Source organism: Baekduia soli (genome assembly GCF_007970665.1).
Taxonomy (GTDB): domain Bacteria; phylum Actinomycetota; class Thermoleophilia; order Solirubrobacterales; family Solirubrobacteraceae; genus Baekduia; species Baekduia soli.
In genome coordinates this window covers 782811-804754 of sequence record NZ_CP042430.1, presented here as the reverse complement: position 1 = coordinate 804754, position 21944 = coordinate 782811, and the positions used below count along the sequence as shown (strand labels likewise).

Genomic DNA, 21944 nt, shown 5'->3' with positions numbered 1-21944 from the left:
CCCGGTGAGCGTCTCCATCACCGACGCCAAGTCCGCCGAGCTCTACGCCCGGGCGGTCCAGCGGCTGCCCGGCGGCGTCAACTCGCCGGTGCGGGCGATGCGCGCCATCGGCCGCGACCCGATCTTCGTCGACCGCGCCGAGGGCGCCGAGCTCGTCGACGTCGACGGCAACCGCTACATCGACTACGTCTGCTCCTGGGGCCCGCTCGTCCACGGCCACGCGCACCCCGAGATCCTGGCCGCCATCATCGACGCCGCCCACCGCGGGACGACGTTCGGGGCGCCGACGGCCGGCGAGATCGACCTGGCCGAGGAGGTCGGGCGGCGCATGCCGGCCGTCGAGATGCTCCGGATGACCTCGTCGGGCACGGAGGCCGCGATGAGCGCGATCCGCCTCGCGCGCGCGGCGACCGGGCGCACGACGCTGCTGAAGTTCGCCGGCGCCTACCACGGCCACGTCGACGGCCTGCTGGCCCGTGCGGGCAGCGGCCTGGCCACCGCGGGCATCCCGACGAGCCCGGGCGTGCCGCCGTCGGCGGCCCACGAGACGATCATCGTCGACTGGAACGACGGCGAGGCCGTCGCGCGTGCGTGCGCCGAGCACGAGTTCGCCGCGATCCTCGCCGAGCCCTACCCCGCCAACATGGGGCTCGTGCCGCCCGTCGAGGGCTTCCTGCAGCTCCTGCGCAACCAGGCCGACGACAACGGCGCGCTGCTCGTCTTCGACGAGGTCATCACGGGCTTCCGCGTCGGCCCCGGCGGCGCCCAGGAGCGCGACGGCGTCCAGCCCGACCTGACCGTGATGGGCAAGGTCATCGGCGGCGGCCTGCCGGCCGCGGCCTTCGGCGGCGCGCGGTCGCTCATGGAGCACATCGCTCCGGCGGGCGACGTCTACCAGGCGGGCACGCTGAGCGGCAACCCGCTCGCGGTCGCGGCCGGGATGGCGACGCTGCGGATGCTCGACGAGCCGGCCTACCTGCGCCTGGGCGCCACGACCGAGGCGCTGGCCGGCGGCCTGCGCGACGCGGCCGCGGTCGTCGGAGTGCCCGTGTCGGTCGTCTCGGTCCCCGGGCTGCTGACGGTCTTCTTCTCCGAGACGCCGCCCCGCGACTACCCGGCGGCGCAGGCCTGCGACCTCGACGGCTACGCGGCGTGGTGCCGCGCGCTGCTGGCGCGGGGCGTGTACCCGCCGCCGTCGCAGTTCGAGGCCTGGTTCCCGTCGCTGGCCCACACCTCCGAGCACCTCGACCGCACCCTGGACGCCGTCCATGCCGCGTTCGCCGAGCTCGCCGGCTGACGTGACGCCGGCGGGGGCGGGGACGTCCTGGGCCGGCTGGCGGCCCTGGTGCGCCAGGAGGGCGGCCTGCTGGCCTCCGCCCTGTACCCCCGGCCGGCGGGCCCGACGCCCTACGGCGACCTCGTCGCCCACGGACCGCGCGCGGTGGCCCACCGCGCCGACCTGCCGCTGGTGGTGGAGGCCGTCCGGGAGGGCTTCCTGCTGCACCACGGCGAGCCCGGCCTCAGCCGCATCATGGGCCGCGACGACGATGACCTGGCCCTGTTGGCCGGCGACCGGCTCTACGCGCTGGGCCTCGAGCTGCTGGCCGCGGCGGGCGACCTGGAGGCCGTCCAGGCCCTCGCCGACGTCATCGCGCTCGGGGCGCAGGCCTGCGCGGCCGACGACGCGGGCCTGGCCGAGGCGGTCTGGGCGGCGGGTTGCGCCGAGATCGGCTGGGGTCCGGATCCGGCCCTCGAGATGGCCAAAGACGCCGCACGTGCAGGCATTTCTGGCGCCGCGGAGCGCCTCGGAGCAGCGGCGCGCCACATCTCCGGAGACCTGGCGCCGCCCCGCTGAGCGGACGTCCCTGCATCCCGCGGCGCGCCGTACGATGGGCGAGCGATAGATTTCCGGTCCGGCCTGCGGACCACGAACGGTCCCACGCACCCCGGACATCCCCCGCGAGAACCCAGTGCCCAAGAAGCAAGCCAAGAGCAAGTACACCGCCGACCGGGGAATCCCCGGTGCATTCGAGGGCGAGACCGTCACCCGCCGCCGGTTGATGACCGGCGCCGTGCACACGACGGGCGCCATCGCCGCCTCGGCCTTCCTGCTGCCGGCCCTCGGGTTCGCCATCGGGCCGATCTTCGAGAAGCACGAGCAGCGCTGGCAGCCCGTCGGCCGCCCGGACGAGTTCCCCAACGACAACTACGTGCCGAAGGTCATCACGATCTCCGACGGCATCGGGGAGACCGGCAAGTCGACGGTCTACATCCGCAAGCGCAACCCGGCGCTCGACACCGACAAGCTCCCCAAGGGCTTCGAGGGCGAGCAGTTCGTGGCGATCTCCTCTCGCTGCATGCACCTGGGCTGCCCCGTCCGCTACACCGACGCTGCGCAGCGCTTCATCTGCCCGTGCCACGGCGGCGTCTACGACTTCCAGGGCAAGGTCTCCGGCGGGCCGCCGGTCCGCCCGCTGGACCGCTTCTACAACCGCGTCCGCAACGGCCAGCTCGAGATCGGTCCCCGCTTCTCGGTCAACAGCCAGCTGCGGCGCTTCTCTCCCCGTGATCCCGGCGAGCCGCTCGATGGGATCGGCCAGTACCTGTACCCGTCACGCCCGTCCATCCGCAAGCTCGACAAGCTGCCGACGGAGTAGTCCTCATGCCCAAGCTCAAGCTCCCCGCCCCACCGCTCCCGCCGCCGCTGCGCCCGGCCCCCAAGCGCCCCGGCGTCCCCAAGCAGGGACCGCTGGACGCCGCGGCCGATGCGGGCGCCCACGTCGTCGACTGGGTCGACGAGCGCACGTCGCTGTCGGGCGGCCTGCGCTGGATGATGTTCCGCAAGGTGCCCAAGGGGACCAACTGGTTCTACACCCTGGGCTCGGCGACGATGTTCGCCTTCCTGTCGCAGGCGGTGACCGGCGTCTTCCTCGCGATGTACTACCGGCCCGACGCGGCCGGCGGGGCCTACGAGTCGGTGCGCCACATCAACGACGACGTCTTCCTCGGCGAGTTCGTGCACGGCATGCACAAGTGGGGCTCGTCGGTGATGGTCATCCTCATCTTCCTGCACATGGCCAGGACGTTCTTCTTCGGGGCCTACAAGTACCCCCGCGAGCTGAACTGGGTCATCGGCGTGGCGCTGCTGATCCTCACGATGGCCATGTCGTTCACCGGCTACCTGCTGCCCTTCGACCAGCGGTCCTACTGGGCGACGGTCGTCGGCGTGAACATCAACGGCACGGGCCCGCTCGTCGGCCCCTACCTCTCCGACTTCCTGCGCGGCGGCGCGGAGTTCGGCGCGACGACGCTGTCGCGGTTCTACGCGATCCACATGATGCTCATCCCCGGCGCGCTCGGCGCGCTCATCGGGGCACATCTCTACCTCGTCGCCAAGCTGGGCACCACGGCCCCGCCGTGGATCAAGGCCCAGCCCGCCGAAGAGCTGGTCGAGGAGCGCGCGTGAACCGCCAGGAGAAGGAGGCCTACCTCCGCGAGTACTCGGTCCTGAAGGCCCAGGGGAAGCCGTTCTTCCCCTACGCGGTCGCCAAGGACAGCGCGATGGCGTGCATCGTGATGCTCGCCATCATCCTGATGTCGATCCTCCTCGGCGCCGAGCTCGGGCCGAAGGCCGATCCGACGACGACGACCTACACGCCGCGGCCCGAGTGGTACTTCTTCTTCCTCTTCGAGCTGCTGCGCGTCATCAAGCCGTCCGAGCTCGTGCCGTTGGCGACGATCGGCGTCCCGACGGTCTGCATGATCCTGCTGTTCCTGCTGCCGTTCTACGACCGCGGCGCCGAGCGGCGTCCCGAGCGCCGGCCCATCGCCACGCTGGCGGGCATCTTCACTATCGCCGCCATGGGCTACCTGACCTACATGGGTGCGTCCGCCGGCCCGCCGACGCAGATCGACATGCCCACGCCCGCGGCGATCATCGCCCAGGGGCCGAAGGTCGTCCAGCAGTACGAGGCGGGGCGGCAGGTGGTGGCGCAGTCCGGCTGCCTTGCGTGCCACAAGATCGGTGAGAACGGCAACGACGGCCCTGGGCCGCCGCTGACCGACATCGCCGACCGGCTCCCGGCGGCGGGCATCCAGCGGACGCTGCTCAACCCGACCGCGCCGATGCCGTCGTTCGCCCGCCTGCAGAAGGACCATCCCGAGAAGTTCAACGCGCTCGTCGCGTTCCTCGGCCGCCTCAAGAGCGGGTAGATGTCCGACACGACCACCGCTGCCGGCCCGGCCGGCGGCGGCGATCGGGGCACCCTCCCCGAGCCGCAGGTCCGCGCGATGTTCGACCGCATCGCGCGGGTCTACGACCGTATGAACTCGGTCATGACGGCCGGGCTGCACCACGCGTGGCGTCGCCGCGCCGCCGACCTCGCGGCGGTCGGGCCGGGCGACCACGTCCTCGACGTGGCCACGGGAACGGGCGACCTGGCCATCGAGCTCGCCCGGCGCGTGACGCCGGGCGGCAGCGTCATCGGCTCGGACTTCTCCGAGCAGATGCTCGCCACCGCGCGCCAGAAGGTGTCCGGCCGCGAGGAGCGCGAGGGCAGCGGGATCCGCTTCGAGTGGGCCAACGCGCTGCAGCTGCCCTACGCCGACGGCACGTTCGCCGCCGCGACGGTGGGCTTCGGCGCGCGAAACTTCTCCGACCTGGACCGCGGGCTGGGGGAGATGGCCCGTGTCGTGGCCCCCGGCGGCCGCGTCGTCATCCTCGAGATCACGACGCCGCAGCGCCCGCCGCTGTCGACGTTCTTCTCGCTGTGGTTCGACCGCGTCGTGCCGCTCATCGGCAAGGTCGCGGGCGACAGCGACGCCTACGACTACCTGCCCAACAGCGTCAAGCGCTTCCCGGGCCCCGAGGGGCTGGCCGCCGCGATGGAGCGCGCCGGGCTCGAGCGGATCCGCTGGGTCCTGACCGCGGGCGGGATCATCGCCCTGCACGTGGGGAGCAAGCCGCAGGCATGAGCAGGGCCCGGTCGCCGGCAGGCAGCCCGGAAGCACCGGCGGCCGCCGGGCCCGAGATCACCCTGGTCGCCCACGCGGGCGGCGACCACGTGCTCGGCCTGCTGGCGCGCGTGGAGGACGTGCTGCGCGACGTGGTCTCCGGCCACGGCGCTGCGCTGGCCGGCCACGCGGGTTCGACGATCGCCGCCGGCGGCAAGCGCCTGCGCCCGCTGCTCGTCATCCTCGCCGCCGGCCGCGAGCCCGACCCGCCCGACGGGCTCGTGCGCGCCGCGGCGGCCGTCGAGCTCGTCCACAGCGCCACGCTGGTCCACGACGACGTCCTGGACCTCGCGCCGCTGCGCCGCGGCCGGCCCACGGTGTTCGCCACGGCCGGGCGCCGCGCCGCCACGCAGACCGGCGATCTGCTGTTCTCGCGGGCCTTCGCGCTGCTGGCCCGCAACGGGCTGCCCGCCCAGGTCCGTGCGCTCAGCGACGCGGGCTCGGCGCTGGCGCGCGGCGAGCTGCTGCAGCGGGCCGACGCCTGGGACGCCGGGGTGTCGCTGGAGCGCTACCTCCTGCGCTGCGAGCTCAAGACCGCCCGGCTGTTCGAGGCGGCCTGCGAGCTCGGCGCGATCGCCGCGGGGGACACGTCGGGCGTCCTGCGCGAGTTCGGGCGGCGCATCGGGCTGGCCTTCCAGATCTTCGACGACGTGCTCGACGTCGCCGGCCCCGCCGACCGCACCGGCAAGCACCGCGGCACCGACCTGCTCGACGGGACCGTCACGCTGCCGTTCATCCTCGCCCGCGCCGCCGACGAGGGGCTCGGGGCGCTGGACCCGCGCTCCATCCGCGAGCCCGCCCAGGCCGAGGCGGTCTGCGACCGCATCGCGGCCACCGGGGCCCTGGAGGCCGCACGCCGGGCCGCCCTGGAGCACGTCGGGGCGGCCAAGGACGTCGTGCCCGTCGGCATGGACGCCCGCCAGCGCCGGGCGCTGCTGCTCGTCGCCGACAGCGTCGTCGCCCGCTACTCCTGAGGCGCCCCGCAACGACGGCGGGCCGGCATCCCAGCCGGCCCGTGTCCTGTGCGGCGCGCCGGACGCGCCGGGTTCTGCTTCCTAGAAGTCCTCGGGGACGATGTGGCCGTCGGCCAGCGCCGTGCAGAAGCGCTCGATCTCGTCCTCCATGTTGGCGTGCGCGAGGCGCTTGAGGTCGCGCACGAGCGCCTCGGTGCCGCGGTCGAGCTCCTCGTCGAAGCGCTCGACGAGCTCCTGCTCGAAGATGCCGGTGCCCGACCACTCGCAGTTGGGGCAGCGCAGGGTGACCTCCCAGTGCGTCATCCCGGCCTCCTCCCACTCGGTCGGGTAGACCAGCGTGGAGGCGCAGGAGCCGCACACGTGCAGCTCGGAGACCGACTCGTCGGCGGGGGCGGCGCCGGGGCCGGCGGCCGCGGCGGGCGGTGCGGTGGCCTGCTGGTCCTCGAAGTAGACGACCTCGATGGTCTTGCCCGAGGGGAGGACGACGCGGCGGACGTAGTGGCGGGGATCGTGAGGGGTCATCGGCTCAGGAGAAGGCGGGGTGCTGACAGTCCCGGTGATCGGTCGTGCGATTTGCGAACTTGAACCCCCGGTCGACCATCCGTCCGCCTGCGATCCAGGCCGCCCGCCGCGACGGTTGATCGGATGCGCGAGGCCGTGCGTAGGTACCCTCTGCGGACCCGCAACGGAGGCTCACCGCCCATGCCCCTCGGCTGGCCTGAACTACTCGTCATCCTCGTCATCGTCCTGCTCGTCTTCGGGCCCAAGCGGCTGCCCATGCTGGGCCGCCAGCTCGGCGGCGGCATGCGGGAGTTCAAGGACTCGATCACCGGCAAGGACGAGGACGACGACGACGCCGAGCCCGCGGCGAAGGCCCCCGCGCGCCCGGAGCTCAACCGGGCCCAGCAGGCCGACGTCCTCGATCCCCAGCCCGACACGACGCGGGTCCCGACGGGCGGCCGCGACGAGTCGGCCACCCGCGCGGGACGGGACCCCGCGGCCTAGCCCTTGCCCGCGATCCGTCCTGTCGCCCACGAGGAGCGCCTCAGCCTCGTCGAGCACCTCGATGAGCTGCGCACGCGGCTCATCCTGTCCATCGTGGTCTTCATCGCGGCGTTCAGCCTCTGCTACTGGCAGAACGACCGCATCCTGCACTTCGTCAACCAGCCGCTCGAGCACGCCCACCGCGTCGACTGCACCAAGACGTCGAAGGCCAACGACGCGCTGGAGCGCTCCGGCTGCTTCGACGAGGCCGCGGGCGCGTTCTTCAAGGCGGCCGGGCCGGCGCTCGACGCCGCGGGACGGGCCATCGGGCAGCTCGCCAACGTCAACGGCGTCCCGGCCTCGGCGCGGTCGCAGACCGCGCTGGCGATCACCCAGCTGCGGGCGGCCACCGCGCAGGCGGCACGGACCGCCGCGCTGACCCCGAAGGCCACGACCGGGCGCCAACCCGTGACGCTCGGGGTCACGGAGCCGTTCATCACGACCGTGACGGTGTCGGCCTACGCGGCGATCCTGCTCGCGCTGCCCTTCCTGCTCTGGCAGGCCTACGCGTTCGTGCTGCCCGCGTTCAACCGCCAGGAACGCCAGATCGCACTGCCGCTGATGATCATGGTGCCGGTCCTGTTCATCAGCGGGGTGCTGTTCGGCTACTACCTGGCGCTGCCACGTGCCGTCTCCTTCCTGCAGAACTACAACGACGGCGCGTTCGACATCCTCGTCCAGGCCAAGGACTACTACCGCTTCTGCGTGGTCCTGCTCGGGGCGATGGGCATCCTCTTCCAGATCCCCGTGGGCGTGCTGGCGATCGTGCGCCTGCAGATCATGAGCGTCAAGCAGCTGCGCAAGGCGCGCGGCTACGCGCTGATCCTGTTCGCCGTCGTGGCCGCCGTGGTCACGCCCACGCCGGATCCGTTCACGATGCTCATCGCGATGGCGCCGCTCGTGGTGCTCTACGAGCTGAGCATCGTCCTGGCCCGGGTGTTCGAGCCCCAGGGCCCCTCGCGCTGGTCGTTCTTCAGCCCGGACGAGGACGAGGACGACCAGCCCGACGTCCTGGTGGGCGTGACGAACGCCGATGAGGACGACCTAGACTAGATCGCATGCTGTTCGATCTCCGCGGACGCGGACGACGTCGTGCCGTCAAGTTCATCTACTTGGGGCTCGCGCTGCTCATGGGCGGCGGGCTCGTCCTGTTCGGGGTCGGCGGCGCGACCAGCGGCGGCCTGCTCGACGCGTTCAAGAACGGCAGCGGCTCCGTCAACGTCAGCGACGCCTTCAAGAAGCGCGTCGACGCCGCCGAGAAGGCCGTCGCCGCGCGCCCGCAGGACGCCGCGGCCTGGGCCGCGCTGACGCGCGTGCGCTACCAGCAGGCCGGCAGCGGCGACGGGTTCAACCAGAACACGGGCGTCTTCACCGACAAGGGCAAGGCCGAGTTGCAGAACACCGACGCGGCGTGGACGCGCTACGTCAAGCTCGCCGGCGACAAGCCCGACCCGAACCTGGCGATCCTCATGGTCAACGCCTACAGCGACGCGGGCCTCAACCAGCCCGCCAAGGCCGTCGACGCGATGGAGATCTACCTCAGCGGCCGCTCGCCGACCGCGCAGCTCTACGTGCAGTACGCGGCGCTGGCCTACGCGGCCGGCCAGACCCGCAAGGGCGACCTCGCGTCCGCCAAGGCGCTGTCGCTGGCGCCCAAGGACAGTAAGGAGCAGATCAAGGGCCAGCTGGACTCGCTGAAGGCCGCCGCCGCGAGCAGCGCCACGCCCTCGACCACGACGACGCCGTCGTCCTGACGGGAGGGCGGCCGGGCGGCGGGCCCCGGTCGCTCGCTATCCTCTCGACGCCCGCCCCTATAGCTCAACTGGCAGAGCAGCGGACTCTTAATCCGAAGGTTCTAGGTTCGATTCCTAGTGGGGGCATGCCGAAGGGCCTGCGACGAGTGGCTGAGCTCCTGCCTCGAGGACCGCGCTTGCAAGCCCTCGACGAGGGTCGACTACCGCGACTCGGTCCACCGGTACCTGCGGCCGGCCTTCGGCCACGTGACGCTGGACGACATCACGGCACCATGATCGAGCGCCGGCGGGCCGGGCTGACGATCGCGCCACGCTCCGAGAGCAAGGTGCTGACCCAGGAGCTCGCCCGGCTGGGCAGTGCCCGGGCGGGGTCGGTCGGCGACAACGATCTGGTCTTCGTCGGCCCGGGATGGCGGCGACGTCGACGACTCGGCCCTGCGGCGGCGCTACAAGCTCGCGCTGGACCGTGCCGGCCTGCGGCCGCTGCGCTTCCACGACCTGCGCCACCCGCCCCCGGGCCTTTCGATGTGGCTCGACGGTCGGACCTCGGGCGGCTTGTCGTGGCGGATGGTCCTACAGCTGCGTGCTGAGGACGACCTTGCCTGTCGCCCGACGTTGAGCGATGGCGCGTAGCGCGCCCTGAGCGTCGAAGAAGGGGTAGGCCTGGACGGGGGGATCGGGCAGCTGTGCTGTCTGTCGGAGGTCGATCAGGCGCGCCCAGAGGTCGGCCACGCTGTCGGGGTGCTGCTCGAAGTACTCGCGCGAGGCGGCACCGATGACGGTGATGTTGGCGAGCAGCAGCCGGTTGACCTTGACGGTCGGGATCTCACCGGCGCTGAAGCCGACGACCAGCACACGACCTTGTGGTGCCAGCGATCGCAGGCTGTCGGTCATGCGCTCGCCCCCGACCGGGTCGAGCACGATGTCGACGGCGCGGTCGCCGGTCAGGTCGCGCACCGCAGCAAGCCAGCCCTCGTCCAGCACGGCGTGCTCTGCCCCGGACTGCAGCGCGAACTCCCGCTTGGCCTCATCACCGACGACCGCGATCGTCCGCAGCCCGAGCGCGCGTCCGAGTTGGATGGCGGCCGTGCCGACGCCTCCCGCCGCACCGTGGACCAACAAGGTCTCGCCAGACTGGGCCCGTGCGCGCGTCTCCAGGGCGAACAGGACGGTCAAGCCGTTAAGCGGCGTGGCTGCGCCCGCCTCGAAGCTCATGTCGTCAGGGAGCCGCAGGATTCGCTCGGGCGGCACGCTGAGGACCTCCTGCCAGCCGCCGTGCGACACGAGCATCGCGACGCGTTGCCCGGCGGCAAGGCCGAGGTCGGGCCGGTCAGACCGCACGAGGCCGGCGGCCTCCATGCCCGGCGTGTAGGGGACGGACACCTGCATCTGGTACAGGCCCTGCGTCTGCAACAGATCGGCAAACGACACACCGGCGGCCACCACGTCAACAACGACCCCGCCATCGACAACCGGCTCCGGCGCCTCGATCCACCGGACATCATCCGGGCCGGTGAACCCGTAGATCATGTGGGCAAACACCCCTGCTCCCTCCGGCTCCAACCCCCCGGGCAGCCGATCCTGACAGACGCCCACCCTGCCGAGCGGACGCGCGTCGACCGCGCCCGCTCGGGACGACAAGCGCTCGTGCAGGCTCGGGGCTTGTCGGTCGTACGCTGGCAGGATTCAGCTCTGAACGCGACCGGTGGCTGCACGCGCTGCAGGCTCAGCGCGCTGACCCGCTGGCGCCCGGTCAAGTCCTGGGACTTGACTCTCGTTCTCGCGCCGCCCCTGAAGCCGCGGACGTGTGCCGCCTATGTCCGGAAGGGGTGGGTGGTGGTGTCGCACGAGCGGTTCGGTCAGGCACGGCCGGTCAGCGGGCACGTGGTTCAGGGTCGACCGCGTTCGCGGCCAGGTCTGGAGCGCGAAGTAGGCGGACTGCGGTCCGGCGGCCGCGCCGCCTCGGCGGCGCGGCTCGAATCGGGTCCCCTCGATCATGGTCGCTTAACCTCCATGTGCTGAGGTGACGGGATGCGATTCCCGCGTCTGCGTCGACGGGTGGCGGAGCGCAAGCGACTGCGCAAGCTCCAGGCTCGCATCGCTCGGCGTTTCGGCCACACCGCATAGCACTCGCCGGCCGCCGAGGCCCGCGTCTCCCCGACTCGCACCCGCCTGCGAGGCGGTACTCGCTCGCCTGACCAGGGCGGATACGGCACCGTCGACGTCCGCCGGGAGACCTTCCTGGCGATCGCCGGCGCAGCCACGCCATCGCCGGGCCCGCCCGCAGCGGTGCTCAACCGAGTCGCGGCACGCCGCCGAGCGCAGCCCGCCTCACATGCGGCGATGTCGATCGCCGGGTGGGGGACCAGGAACGACTCGGCCTCGAGCGCGGCGACGTTCTCGCCACAGACCTTCAGCATGTCCTTGATGCGCCCCGCCCAGGTCAGGCGGCCCTCCGGGTCCATGACCCGAGGTCGCCGGTGCGGAACCATCCGTCGGGCAGGAACGCCGGGAAGACGAGCTCGCTCGCCGTCCAGCGCGCCGCCGCCGCGCGCAGCAGCGCATCGAGGTCCGCCGGGGCGGCACCGGTCACCGCCGTCCCTCGCCACGGGCGGCCGGCGGGAACTCCGGGCGCCGGCGCTCCTCGAACGCCGCGAGCCCCTCGGCCAGGTCGGGCGAGTCGGCGTAGGCGCCGAACGCCTCGTGCTCCAGGCGCAGGCCCTCGGCGACGGGGAGCTCGGCGGCCCGTCGCGCGACGCGCTTGACCTCGGCGAGGGCTCGCGGGCTGAGCCGGGCGATGCGCTCGGCCAGCTCGGCGACGTGCCGGTCGAGCCGGTCGGCGTCGACGACCTCGTTGACCAGGCCGTGGTCGCGGAGCTCCTCGGCCGGGACGAGGTCGCCGGTGAGCAGCAGCCGGGTCGCGACGTTGGCGGGCACCTTGCGGATGAGCCGCACCGCCGAGCCGCCCCCCGGGAGCACCCCGTAGGTCAGGTGCCCGTCGCCGATCATCGCCCCGCGCGCGGCGACGACGATGTCGCAGCACAGGATCAGCTCCAGCCCGCCGGCGACCGCGACGCCGTTGACCGCGGCGATCACCGGCCGCGGGTTGTCCTCCAGCCGCGACAGCGTGCGGGTCACCTGACCCACGAACGCCGTGAGCCCGGCCGGGTCGTTGGCCCGCAGGCGCCCCAGGAACTCCGTCAGGTCGCCGCCGGCGCTGAACGCCCGGCCGTTGCCCCCGAGCACGATCACGCGGCAGTCGGGCTGGGCGTCGATGACGTCCAGCGCGTCGCCGAGGGCGTCCATCAGCGACTGCGAGATCGCGTTGAGCCGCTCCGGCCGGTTCAGCCGGAGCGTCGCGACGCGGCCGTCCAACGAGAGCTCGACCTCCCGCGGCCCGGGCATCGCCCGCGGCCTCAGGCGCCCTCGCCGGCGAGCCGCTCGCTCGTCTCGGCGAAGTCGGAGAACGACAGGATCGCGTGGTACTCGTCGAGGCTGAGCATGCGGTCCAGGCTGACCGCGCGTCCCCGGGTCAGGAGCTCCCCGTACGCGGTCCGCACGGCGAACGCCGCGGCCAGGAACCCGATGCTGGGGTAGATCGCGACCTTGACGCCGAGGGCGCCCAGCTCGGCGGTCGACAGGTACGGGGTGCGCCCCGTCTCGACCATGTTGGCGAGCACGGGGGCGTCGATCTCGCGCACGGCGCGGCCCAGCTCCTCCACGGACTCCGGGGACTCGACGAAGATGACGTCCGCCCCCGCCCGCGCATAGGCGTTCCCGCGCTCGATGGCCGCGTCGAGGCCCAGGTCGGTGCGCGCGTCCGTGCGCGCGATCACCGCGAAGTCGCGCGACCGCCGCGCCTGCACCGCCGCGGTGATCCGCGCGACCATCTCGCCGACCTCGACCACCGCGCGGCCGAGCTCGTGGCCGCAGCGCTTGGGATCGACCTGGTCCTCGATCTGGATCGCGTCGGCACCGGCGGCCTCGTACTCCTGCACCGCGCGCTGGATCATGAGGAGGCTCCCGAAGCCGGTGTCGGCGTCGGCGATGATCGGGACCGAGACCCGCGCCCGCGTCGCGCGGATCCGCTCGCGCATCTCGCTCAGGGTGATCAGGCCCAGGTCGGGCAGGCCCAGGGCCGACGAGGCCTGGCCGTTGCCGGTCATGTAGAGCGCGCCGGCACCGGCCTGCTCCGCGATGATGGCCGACAGGACGTCGTACACCCCGGGGGCGACGATGATGCCGTCCTGGGACAGCAGCTTGGGCGGCATCGCCCTGCCTCCTCCAGGTCGTTGACGATCGGCCGGGACACTACCGGGCGCCCCGGCGCGGCCGGGGCGGATCCGATCGCATAATGTGGCCCGCCTGATGGGCTCCCACGCGGTCATGCTCTACGTCCCGGGCAGCGACGCCCGCAAGCTCGCCAAGCTGCCGGAGCTGCCGACCTCGGCGTTCATCCTCGACCTCGAGGACGCGGTCGCCGAGCGCGCGAAGCCTGCCGCGCGGGTGCGGGTCGCCCAGGCGCTCGCCGACCACGGCGCCGGGCTCGAGCTGCACGTCCGGGTCAACGCCGTCGACAGCACGCACCTGCGCGCGGACCTCGAGGTCGTCGTGCAGCGCGGGCTCAGCGGCATCGTCCTGCCGAAGTCCGAGGGCGCCCGCGAGGTCGGGATCGCCGACTGGATGATCGGCGAGCTCGAGCGCGAGCGCGGCCTGCCGCCCGGCGCGATCGCGATCCTGCCGACGATCGAGACCGCGGCGGGCGTCGCCCAGGTCGACGCGATCGCCACGGCCAGCCCGCGCGTCACGTCGCTCGGCTTCGGGGCCGGCGACATGAGCCTGGACATCGGCGTCGCGTGGCCCCCGCCCGGCGGCCGCCTCGGCGCCACGCTGCTGGCGGCCAAGACGGCGATCGTGCTGGCCTCGCGCCGCGCGGGGCTCGACGCGCCCCACGACGGGTCCTACGCCGTGGTCGACGACCTCGAGGGGCTGCGCGTCGAGGCCGACGAGGCCCGTGCGCTCGGGTTCGGCTCCAAGCATGCGATCCATCCGGGGCAGGTGCCGGTCATCGCCGAGGCGTTCGCCCCGGGCGCCGCGGAGCTCGCGGGCGCCCGCCGCATCCTCGACGCGTTCGAGCAGGCCGAGGCCGCCGGCGTCGCGGCCATCACCGTGGACGGCAAGCTGATCGACTACCCCGTCGCCGAGCGGGCGCGGCGCGTGCTCGCCGGCTCCGGCCCCGAGCGCCCCGCGCCGGCACAGGGCACGGGGCCCGCCGGCCGGCCCCGCGCGCTGCACGGCGTCCGCGTCCTCGACCTCTCCAGCCTCTACGCCGGGCCCCTCATCGCCACCAACCTCGGCGACTTCGGCGCCGACGTCATCAAGGTCGAGCACCCGCGCGGCGACGACCTGCGTCGGTGGGGCGAGGCCAAGGACGGCGTGCCGCTGTGGTGGAAGGTCGTGTCGCGCAACAAGCGCGTCATCACGCTCGACCTCGGCCGGGAGGAGGCGCGCGACACCGTCCGGCGCCTGGTGGCCGAGGCCGACGTGGTGATCGAGAACTTCCGCCCCGGGCGCATGGAGGCCTGGGGCCTGGGGCCCGCCGACCTGGAGGCCATCAACCCGGGCATCGTCATGGTGCGCGTCACGGGCTTCGGGCAATACGGGCCCAAGAGCTCGCAGCCCGGGTTCGGCACGCTCGCCGAGGCGTTCTCGGGCTTCGCGTTCATCACGGGCGCCCCCGACGGACCGCCGACGCTGCCGCCGTTCGGCCTGGCCGACGGCATCACGGCGATGGTCGGCACGTCGGCCGTGCTCACCGCGCTGTACTGGCGCGACGCCGGCGGCGGGCACCTCGGGCAGGTCATCGACCTCAGCCTGTACGAGCCGCTGTTCAGCCTGCTCGGGCCGGTGCTCACGGAGTTCGCCCACCTCGGCGTCGTGCAGCAGCGCCAGGGCAACCGGTCGCCGCGCACCGCGCCGCGCAACACCTACCGCACGGCCGACGGCCACTGGGTCGCCATCTCCGCGGGGACCCAGCGCATCGCCCAGCGGGTCCTGGCGGCGATCGAGCGCCCCGAGCTGGCCGACGACGCGCGCTTCGCCGACGCCGCGGCCCGCCGCGCGCACGCCGACGAGATCGACGGGCTGGTCGCCGCGTGGATCGCCGAGCACGAGCGCGACGCCGTCCTGGAGCGCTTCGCGGCCGCCGAGGCGCCGATCGCGCCCGTCCAGGACGCGCGGCAGATCAGCGAGGACCCGCACTTCCAGGCGCGCGGCACGTTCGTGGAGGTGCCCGACCCGGACCTCGGGACGCTCGTCATGCCGAACATCGTGGCCCGGCTGAGCCGGACGCCAGGCGAGATCCGGTGGACGGGGCCGGCGGAGGTCGGCACGACCGCCGACGCGGAGTTCGAGCGGCGCGGATGACCTCGCCGTTCCCGCATCGCTACGGCGCCGAGGACCGGCTCGGCGCGGTCAACGAGATCGGCGAGGCGCAGGTCCGCGACGCGGGGGCGCTCATCCGGTCGGGCCGGCGCTACGGCCTGGCCCAGACGCTCGACGCCGCCTCGCCGGCGCGGATGTGGCGCTACTGGCGCCACTCCCTGATCCTCGACCGCGTGCTCCCGGGCCGGTTCCGCGGCCCCAACGGCGTGGCCTCGCTGGAGGAGAGCGTCTCCGGTGCGCTGCACAGCGGCACGCACCTGGACGGGCTGGCCCACGTCGGGATCCGCGACCACGCCTACAACGGCGTGCGCTACGACGCGATCGTCGGGCCCGACGGGCTCACCGAGCTCGGGATGGAGGGCCTGCCGCCGCTCGTGACGCGCGGGGTCCTGCTCGACATCGCGGCCCTGCGCCGGGTGCCGATGCTCGGCGACAGCGAGCTCATCACGGCCGCCGACCTCGAGGCGGCCGCGGCGCGGGCCGGCGTGGAGGTGCGGGCCGGCGACGTCCTCGTCCTCCACACGGGCTGGGGGTCGCTGTGGGCGCAGGATCCCGGCCGCTACGCGACGACGGAGCCCGGGATCGGCATCGAGGCGGCGATCTGGTGCACCGATCGCCGCGTCGCGGTCATCGGCGCCGACACCTGGGCCGTCGAGGCGGTCCCGGGGGATCCGCCCGACGAGGTGTTCCCCGTGCACCAGCACTGCCTGGCGCGCTACGGCTGCTACCTGCTGGAGAACGTGCGCACCCAGGAGCTCGCCGCCGACGGGGTCACCGAGTTCTGCTGCGTGATCGCCCCGCTGCGGTTGCGCGGGGCGTCGGCCTCGATGGTCAACCCCGTCGCGGTGGTCTAGGTGGCCCCGCGCGCCTGGGAGCACCTGCTGGGCGACGCCGACCGCGAGCGACTCGCCGGCGCGCGCTTCGGCCGGCGCGTGGGCATGGGCGAGCGCTGCGCGGTGCTCGTCATCGATGTCCAGAACTACATGGTGGGGCCGCCGCCCGGCTCGACGCACGCCTACCCGTCGGCCTGCGGCCCCGTGGCCGAGCGCGCGCTGCAGCGCATCGCGCCGCTGCTCGCCACCGCCCGCGCGGCCGGCGCGCCGGTGGTCTACACGCGCATGGAGCTGCGCCGCGACGGCAGCGACGGCGGCGTCTACCTCCGCAAGCGCGAGCCGCTGCAGACCGAGGGCTGGCTCTGGGAGGGCTCGGAGGGCGCCGCGATCCACGCGTCCGTCGCGCCCCAGCACGGCGACATCGTGCTCGTCAAGCGCAAGCCCAGCGCGTTCTTCGGCACGGAGCTGATGAGCCTGCTCGTCGACCGCGGGATCGACACGGTGGTGGTCACGGGCGGCTCCACCGCCAACTGCGTGCGCGCGACCGCCGTCGACAGCGCGTCCTACAACTTCCGGACCGTCGTGGTCGAGGACTGCGTGTTCGACCGCTTCGAGGTCTCGCACCTCGTCGCGCTGTTCGACCTCGACCGCCAGTACGCCGACGTGCGCGCCAGCGACGAGGTCCGCGCGCACCTCGAGCGCCGGTCCTGACCTACGGGGCGGTGCCCGAGGCGAGCAGCACGACGTTGGTGAGCGTCACCGGTCCCGGGCCGCCCGCCGCCTCCGCCGCGGCCTGGGTGATCGCGTCCCAGGCCTCCTCCTGGGCCTCGCCGGCGTGCTGCTCGACCATCGCGCGGATCGGGGCCGAGATCGCCCGGACGTAGGCGGTGAACCGCTCCGGGGCGTCGAAGACGAACGTCACCGCGTCCCGCTCGACCGCGACGTCGGAGAACCCGGCCGCCTCGAGCAGCCCGCCGAGGGCCGCGGGGGTGGGCCGCGACAGGGGCCCCGGCGTCCCGGGCGGCGGCGGGGCCACGCCGAACCGCTGCATCGCCGTGCGCATCGGGATCGCGAGGAAGGGGACCTCCTCCGGCTCGCCCCAGGAGCTGATCGCGATCCGCGCACCCGGCTTGAGGAAGCCCCGGACGCGCCGCGCGGCGGCCTCCGGGTCGGGCTCGAAGATGATCCCCCAGCGCGAGACGGCCGCGTCGAAGCTCGCGGACGGGAAGTCGAGGCTGCAGGCGCCGCACGCCAGGAACTCCACGGTGTCCAGTCCGGCCGCCGCGGCGCGCCGGCGCCCGGACGCGAGCATCTCGGCGGAGAGGTCGGTGGCCACCACGCGGCCCTCCGGGCCCGCCCGGCGCGCGGCGGTCAGCGCCGGCTCGCCGTAGCCGGCCGCGACGTCCAGGACCCGGCTGCCGGGCCGTACGCCGGCGAGCTCGACCAGCCGCGCGCTGATGTGCGCGTCGGCGCGGTCGTTGAACGCGCTCCACTGCTCCCATCCCACCGCCGCCGCGTCCCAGTGGCGGTGCTGGGCCTCGCGGAAGGCCGCCGGGTCCATGGGCTGCCCGCCTTCTGTCCGGTTTCGTGACATGGCCGTGACGGCGACGTTAGCCGAAACGCCATGATGCGCGGATGACGCAGGCATCCAGCGCAGGGGGCCGGCTCGCCGGCAAGGTGGCCATCATCACGGGCGGGGCGTCGGGCATCGGCGCCGCGACGGTGGCGCGGTTCGTGGCCGAGGGCGCGTCGGTCGTCGTCGCCGACCTCGACGGGGACCGCGCCGCGGAGGTGTGCGCGCCCCACGGCGACCGCGCGATGGCCCGCGCGGTCGACGTGACCGACGGCGACGCCGTCCGCGCCCTGGTCGACGCGGCGCGCGAGCGCTTCGGCCGGCTCGACATCTACCACAACAACGCGGGGGTGGCCCTGATCCGGCCGCTGCTGGAGATCACGCGCGAGGAGTGGGACCGGACGCTGGCGGTCAACGTCACCGCCCTGTTCCTCGCCGCCCAGGTCGTGGCGCCGGTGATGCGCGAGCAGGGCGGCGGCTCGCTGCTCGTGACCGCCTCCATCGCCTCGCGCCGGCCGAGGCCCGACATGGCGGCCTACGTCGCGTCCAAGCTCGGGGTGACCGGCCTCGCCCGCCAGCTCGCGCTGGACCTCGCGCCGGAGATCCGGGTCAACGTCATCAACCCCGGGCCGGTGCCGACGCCGATGCTCCTGCGCTTCGGCGGCGACTCGATCGACGCGGTCGCGTCGGCGATGGGCGACGTCCTGCCCCTCGGCCGTGCCGTGCAGCCCGACGACGTCGCCTCCGCGGCGGTCTACCTCAGCAGCGACGAGGCGTCGGCGGTGACCGGCGTCGTACTCAACGTCGACGCCGGCCGCGACCTGTAGGCCGGGCGGTCTACGATCCGCCGGACTCCAGTTCACTGCTGAAAGGCTCACCCATGGACGTTTCCCAGGACCTCCAGGACCTCCTCGCCGAGCGCGCCATCCGCGCGAAGCTCGCCCAGTACTGCCAGGGCGTCGACCGCAAGCAGTGGGACCTGGTCCGCGACTGCTTCCACGACGACGCGATCGACTCCCATGGAGCCTACGTGGGAGACCGCGACGGCTTCCTGGCGTTCGTGCAGGCGCGGCACGAGCACATCGGCTCCTCCATGCACGACCTGGGGACGACGACCGTGACGTTCTCCGAGGACCGCCGCCGGGCGCGGTCCGAGGCCTACTGCATGACCTACCAGAACATCCTCGGCGGCGCCGACGACCCGTTCGCGGGCAGCGGCGGCGGGAGCACGTGGCTGACGCTCGGCTGCCGGTACGTCGACACGTTCGAGTTCCGCGACGGGCCGGGCTGGCGGATCCTGCGGCGCACGGTCGTCTTCGAGTGGATCAGGACCGAGGACGCGTCGAGCTACCAGCCGCTGGATCCCAGCTGGGCGCTCTTCCGCCGCGACGACTCCGACCTCGTGTTCTCGTCGCTGACCGACCTGTCGGGCTGAGGCGGGTCAGCGGCGCCCGGCGGCGTCAGCGCTCCACGAGCGCCCGCGCCGCCGCGGCGACGTCGGCCGCGCCCACGCGGATCTCGGCCTCCAGCGGCTGGGAGTAGGGCATGGGCACGCGCGGACAGCCGACCCGGCCGATACGGACGCCGGTCTCCTCGGCCACGGTGGCGGCCACCTCGGCGCCGAAGCCGGCGACGCGCACCGACTCCTGGGCGACGAGCAGGGCGCCGGTCCGCGCCGCGCTCTCCAGCACCGCCGCCTCGTCCCACGGCCACAGGCTGCGCAGGTCGAGCACCTCGGCGGAGATCCCGTCCTGCGCGTGCAGCGCCTCCGCGGCGGCCAGCGCGTCGGCCACCATGCTCGACCATGCGACGATCGTGACGTCGGTGCCCTCGCGCCGCCGGGCGGCCCGGCCCACCTCGATCGGGGCCGCGTCCACGTCGACGTCGCCCTCCACGCCCCAGAGCAGCTTGTGCTCGAAGTACACCACGGGGTCGTCGGAGCGGATCGCGGTCTTCAACAGGCCGAACGTGTCGGCGGGCGAGGACGGCGCGAGCACCACCAGGCCCGGGACGTGGCAGTACCAGCTCTCCAGGCTCTGGGAGTGCTGGGCGGCCGTCGAGCGCCCGATCCCGCACGGCTGGCGCACGAGCAGCGGCACCCGGCCCTGGCCGCCGAACATGTAGCGGTTCTTGGCGGCCTGGTTGACGAGCTCGTCCGTCGCGCACACGGCGAAGTCGCAGAGGCGCATCTCGGCCACGGGGCGGCCGCCCATGAGCGCCGAGCCGACGGCCACGCCCATGATCGTGCTCTCCGAGATCGGCGTGTCGACGATGCGGTCGGGCCCGAAGGCGTCGACCATCCCGGTGTACTGGCCGAAGAGCCCGCCGCGGCCGACGTCCTCCCCGAGCACCCAGACGCGCGCGTCGGCCTCCATCTCCTCGGTCAGGGAGCGGCGCGCGGCCTCGCGCACCGTCATCGTCTCGGCGCTCATCGCGCCGCCCTCGGCTCGGGGCGCCCGAGGTCCTGCACGTCGTCCCAGGCCCGCTCGGGCGCGGGGAACGGGCCGGCCGTCGCGGCCTCCAGGACCTCCTCCATCGCCGCGGTCTCCTGGGCCAGGACGTCCTCCCACAGCGCGCGGGGCGCGCCGCCGCGCGCCAGCCCGTCCTCGGCCAGGCGCAGCGGATCGCGCTCCTGGGCCTCGGCCACCTCGGCGTCGGTCCGGTAGCGCGCCGGGTCGTTGGCGGTGTGCCCGCGCAGGCGGTAGGTGCGGGCCAGCAGCAGGCGCGGGCCGCCGCCGGCGCGGATCTCGCCGAGCAGCGCGCCGGCGGCGGCGTCGACCGCGGCGACATCGTTGCCGTCCACCGCCACGGCCGGCACCCCGAGCGCGATGGCGCGGGCGTCGGCGCCGGGCCCGGCGCTCAACGTGCTCGTGCGCGTCGTGGAGGCGAAGCCGTTGTCCTCGCAGACGAACAGCAGCGGCAGCGCGAACGCCGCGGCCCAGTTCAGCGCCTCGAAGAACGGCCCGCGGTTGATGCCGCCGTCCCCGAAGAACGCCACGGCGACGTGCCGGCCGCCCGCGCGCTTGAGCTCGTGGGCGGCGCCCGCGGCGATCGTGATGCCGTCGGCGACGATGCCGTTGGCGCCCAGCAGCCCCCTCCGCAGGTCGGCGAGGTGCATGGACCCGCCCTTGCCGCCGCAGGTCCCGCCCGCGCGGCCGAGCAGCTCCTCCATCATCGCCTGGGGGTCGAGCCCCTTGGCCAGCGCGTGGCCGTGCCCGCGGTGCGTCGAGGTGATGACGTCGCCGTCCTCCAGGTGCGCGCACACGCCGGCGGCGACGGCCTCCTGGCCGATCGAGACGTGCAGCGCGCCGAGCATGAGGCCCTGCTCGAAGGCCCGCTCGGCCGCCTGCTCGAACGCGCGGATCCGGCACATCGTCCGGTGCAGCGCGGCCAGCCGCGCGAGGTCGGCGGCGGGCGCCGGTGGGGTGCCGGGAACCGTCATCAGGTGATGCGCACCGCGGGGACCTTCCCGTCGGCGATCGCCTCGGCGACGGCGCGGACCTGGTCGGGCTCGAAGACGGAGCGCCAGTCGGGGGCCAGCAGCTTGTCGCGCGCCTGCTCCACGGCGTAGTCGGCGCTGATGGAGAACGACGCGTCGAGCTCGCCGAAGAAGATCGCCAGCTCGATCATGATGTGGCCCTCCATGAACGCCTTGGCCACGTCGGCCGGCACGCCGCGCGCGACCGCCTCCTCCATGGCCTCGCGGATCGTCAGCAGCAGCGTCGCGGCCGTGGTCTCCGAGAGCGTGGGCTCGAGCAGGATGAACTGGTCGAGCGTGATCCGGAACGAGCGGGCCACCGGCGCGAACATGTCGCGCGCCAGCTCCTCGCCGACGGCATAGGCCGACTCGTCGCCGGACGCCAGGCAGCACACGATGTCCTGGGGCACGATGCCGCCGTTGTAGTCGCGCCGCCCGTCGGGCCCCAGCGCGGTGGTGAACATCGAGGGGTGGCAGGGGTGGGCGACGAAGACCGACAGGTCGTCGCGGGCGCACAGCGGGGCGGCGAACGGCGCGGCGGCGTCGAGGGCGACCATGACGGTCCCCGGCGCCAGGGCCTGCTCGATCGCGGCCGCGACGGTCTTGATCGCCCCGTCGGGCACCGCGAGGATCACCGCGTCGGCGTCGCGGCCGGCGTCCTCGAGCGTCGTGGGCTCCAGCCCGCGGTCGCGCAGCTTCTGCACGCCGTCGCCGGTCTCGACCAGGCGCACGTCGTGGCCCGCGGCGCGCAGCCGGTCGCCCACCTGGGCGCCCTGCACGCCGGCGGCGCCGATGATCGCCACGGTGCTCATGACGACGCCTCCGCGGTGG

At 73.7% G+C, this 21944-nt stretch carries 24 protein-coding genes and 1 tRNA gene; 16 read left to right on the top strand and 9 right to left on the bottom strand.

Annotated features, from left to right (window positions below):
• Positions 1 to 4 precede the first annotated feature (4 nt).
• The 7 genes from hemL (at position 5) to FSW04_RS03670 (ending at position 5987) form a co-directional block, all read left to right on the top strand.
• A complete protein-coding gene (gene hemL / locus FSW04_RS03700) occupies positions 5 to 1297 on the top strand; it encodes a glutamate-1-semialdehyde 2,1-aminomutase (RefSeq protein ID WP_146916387.1) in 1293 nt (430 codons plus the stop codon).
• Positions 1298 to 1345: 48 nt separating this feature from the next.
• On the top strand, positions 1346 to 1855 hold the full coding sequence (locus tag FSW04_RS03695; protein ID WP_146916385.1) for a hypothetical protein: 510 nt from the start codon (positions 1346 to 1348) through the stop codon (positions 1853 to 1855).
• Between the two features lie 115 nt (positions 1856 to 1970).
• Positions 1971 to 2657 (top strand): ubiquinol-cytochrome c reductase iron-sulfur subunit, encoded by a 687-nt coding sequence (locus FSW04_RS03690; RefSeq protein WP_228430863.1) that lies wholly within the window; start codon positions 1971 to 1973, stop codon positions 2655 to 2657.
• A 5-nt stretch (positions 2658 to 2662) separates the two neighbouring features.
• A complete protein-coding gene (locus FSW04_RS03685) occupies positions 2663 to 3466 on the top strand; it encodes a cytochrome b (protein ID WP_146916382.1) in 804 nt (267 codons plus the stop codon).
• A complete protein-coding gene (locus FSW04_RS03680; protein ID WP_146916380.1) occupies positions 3463 to 4212 on the top strand; it encodes a menaquinol-cytochrome c reductase cytochrome b/c subunit in 750 nt (249 codons plus the stop codon). Before FSW04_RS03685 ends, FSW04_RS03680 begins: the two co-directional genes overlap by 4 nt.
• A complete protein-coding gene (gene ubiE, locus FSW04_RS03675; RefSeq protein WP_146916376.1) occupies positions 4213 to 4974 on the top strand; it encodes a bifunctional demethylmenaquinone methyltransferase/2-methoxy-6-polyprenyl-1,4-benzoquinol methylase UbiE in 762 nt (253 codons plus the stop codon).
• Positions 4971 to 5987 carry a polyprenyl synthetase family protein gene (locus tag FSW04_RS03670; protein ID WP_146916373.1) on the top strand — a complete coding sequence of 339 codons (1017 nt, stop codon included), beginning with the start codon at positions 4971 to 4973 and terminating at the stop codon, positions 5985 to 5987. The genes ubiE and FSW04_RS03670 overlap by 4 nt, the downstream gene beginning before the upstream one ends.
• A gap of 81 nt (positions 5988 to 6068) precedes the next feature.
• Here FSW04_RS03670 and FSW04_RS03665 read toward each other — a convergent pair whose 3' ends face one another.
• Complete coding sequence (locus tag FSW04_RS03665) at positions 6069 to 6509, bottom strand: hypothetical protein (protein WP_146916371.1); 441 nt, start codon at positions 6507 to 6509, stop codon at positions 6069 to 6071.
• A gap of 180 nt (positions 6510 to 6689) precedes the next feature.
• On the opposite strand from FSW04_RS03665, the gene FSW04_RS28290 reads away from it, so the two are divergent.
• The 4 genes from FSW04_RS28290 (at position 6690) to FSW04_RS03645 (ending at position 8911) form a co-directional block, all read left to right on the top strand.
• Positions 6690 to 6992, top strand: coding sequence for a Sec-independent protein translocase subunit TatA/TatB (locus tag FSW04_RS28290; protein WP_146916369.1), 303 nt, complete (start codon positions 6690 to 6692; stop codon positions 6990 to 6992).
• Between the two features lie 3 nt (positions 6993 to 6995).
• Positions 6996 to 8084 carry a twin-arginine translocase subunit TatC gene (gene tatC / locus FSW04_RS03655; protein ID WP_146916366.1) on the top strand — a complete coding sequence of 363 codons (1089 nt, stop codon included), beginning with the start codon at positions 6996 to 6998 and terminating at the stop codon, positions 8082 to 8084.
• A gap of 5 nt (positions 8085 to 8089) precedes the next feature.
• The gene (locus FSW04_RS03650; protein ID WP_146916364.1) at positions 8090 to 8785 is read left to right on the top strand and encodes a hypothetical protein; all 696 of its coding nucleotides are present in this window, start codon (positions 8090 to 8092) and stop codon (positions 8783 to 8785) included.
• Between the two features lie 53 nt (positions 8786 to 8838).
• Positions 8839 to 8911: transfer RNA gene (locus tag FSW04_RS03645), tRNA-Lys, on the top strand.
• A 447-nt stretch (positions 8912 to 9358) separates the two neighbouring features.
• On the opposite strand, the gene FSW04_RS03640 is transcribed toward FSW04_RS03645, so the two are convergent.
• From FSW04_RS03640 to FSW04_RS03630, 4 genes are all read right to left on the bottom strand, one after another.
• On the bottom strand, positions 9359 to 10327 hold the full coding sequence (locus FSW04_RS03640; RefSeq protein ID WP_407652976.1) for an NADPH:quinone oxidoreductase family protein: 969 nt from the start codon (positions 10325 to 10327) through the stop codon (positions 9359 to 9361).
• 901 nt (positions 10328 to 11228) lie between these two features.
• A complete protein-coding gene (locus FSW04_RS25615; RefSeq protein ID WP_187369222.1) occupies positions 11229 to 11378 on the bottom strand; it encodes a hypothetical protein in 150 nt (49 codons plus the stop codon).
• Positions 11375 to 12190: an enoyl-CoA hydratase/isomerase family protein gene (locus tag FSW04_RS03635; RefSeq protein WP_146916359.1), complete on the bottom strand. Its 816-nt coding sequence runs from the start codon at positions 12188 to 12190 to the stop codon at positions 11375 to 11377. Before FSW04_RS03635 ends, FSW04_RS25615 begins: the two co-directional genes overlap by 4 nt.
• Positions 12191 to 12201: 11 nt before the next feature.
• Complete coding sequence (locus FSW04_RS03630; protein WP_146916357.1) at positions 12202 to 13056, bottom strand: isocitrate lyase/PEP mutase family protein; 855 nt, start codon at positions 13054 to 13056, stop codon at positions 12202 to 12204.
• Positions 13057 to 13153: 97 nt separating this feature from the next.
• On the opposite strand from FSW04_RS03630, the gene FSW04_RS03625 reads away from it, so the two are divergent.
• From FSW04_RS03625 to FSW04_RS03615, 3 genes are read left to right on the top strand one after another with little or no spacing between them, the layout of a single operon-like run.
• Complete coding sequence (locus FSW04_RS03625; RefSeq protein ID WP_146916355.1) at positions 13154 to 15211, top strand: aldolase/citrate lyase family protein; 2058 nt, start codon at positions 13154 to 13156, stop codon at positions 15209 to 15211.
• Positions 15208 to 16083, top strand: a complete 876-nt coding sequence (locus tag FSW04_RS03620) for a cyclase family protein (protein ID WP_146916353.1) — start codon at positions 15208 to 15210, stop codon at positions 16081 to 16083. The genes FSW04_RS03625 and FSW04_RS03620 overlap by 4 nt, the downstream gene beginning before the upstream one ends.
• Positions 16084 to 16773 carry an isochorismatase family protein gene (locus FSW04_RS03615; protein ID WP_228430861.1) on the top strand — a complete coding sequence of 230 codons (690 nt, stop codon included), beginning with the start codon at positions 16084 to 16086 and terminating at the stop codon, positions 16771 to 16773. It abuts the gene before it with no gap.
• 1 nt (position 16774) lies between these two features.
• Here FSW04_RS03615 and FSW04_RS03610 read toward each other — a convergent pair whose 3' ends face one another.
• The gene (locus tag FSW04_RS03610; protein WP_187369221.1) at positions 16775 to 17623 is read right to left on the bottom strand and encodes a class I SAM-dependent methyltransferase; all 849 of its coding nucleotides are present in this window, start codon (positions 17621 to 17623) and stop codon (positions 16775 to 16777) included.
• Between the two features lie 74 nt (positions 17624 to 17697).
• Between FSW04_RS03610 and FSW04_RS03605 the strand changes: the two genes are divergently transcribed.
• Positions 17698 to 18462, top strand: a complete 765-nt coding sequence (locus FSW04_RS03605) for an SDR family NAD(P)-dependent oxidoreductase (RefSeq protein ID WP_146916349.1) — start codon at positions 17698 to 17700, stop codon at positions 18460 to 18462.
• A gap of 53 nt (positions 18463 to 18515) precedes the next feature.
• The gene (locus FSW04_RS03600; RefSeq protein ID WP_146916347.1) at positions 18516 to 19070 is read left to right on the top strand and encodes a nuclear transport factor 2 family protein; all 555 of its coding nucleotides are present in this window, start codon (positions 18516 to 18518) and stop codon (positions 19068 to 19070) included.
• 25 nt (positions 19071 to 19095) lie between these two features.
• On the opposite strand, the gene FSW04_RS03595 is transcribed toward FSW04_RS03600, so the two are convergent.
• The 3 genes from FSW04_RS03595 to FSW04_RS03585 are packed head-to-tail and all read right to left on the bottom strand — an operon-like array spanning position 19096 to position 21925.
• Positions 19096 to 20067: an alpha-ketoacid dehydrogenase subunit beta gene (locus FSW04_RS03595; protein ID WP_146916345.1), complete on the bottom strand. Its 972-nt coding sequence runs from the start codon at positions 20065 to 20067 to the stop codon at positions 19096 to 19098.
• A complete protein-coding gene (locus FSW04_RS03590) occupies positions 20064 to 21077 on the bottom strand; it encodes a thiamine pyrophosphate-dependent dehydrogenase E1 component subunit alpha (RefSeq protein WP_146916343.1) in 1014 nt (337 codons plus the stop codon). The genes FSW04_RS03595 and FSW04_RS03590 overlap by 4 nt, the downstream gene beginning before the upstream one ends.
• Positions 21077 to 21925: a phosphogluconate dehydrogenase C-terminal domain-containing protein gene (locus tag FSW04_RS03585; protein ID WP_146916341.1), complete on the bottom strand. Its 849-nt coding sequence runs from the start codon at positions 21923 to 21925 to the stop codon at positions 21077 to 21079. The genes FSW04_RS03590 and FSW04_RS03585 overlap by 1 nt, the downstream gene beginning before the upstream one ends.
• Positions 21926 to 21944 lie beyond the last annotated feature (19 nt).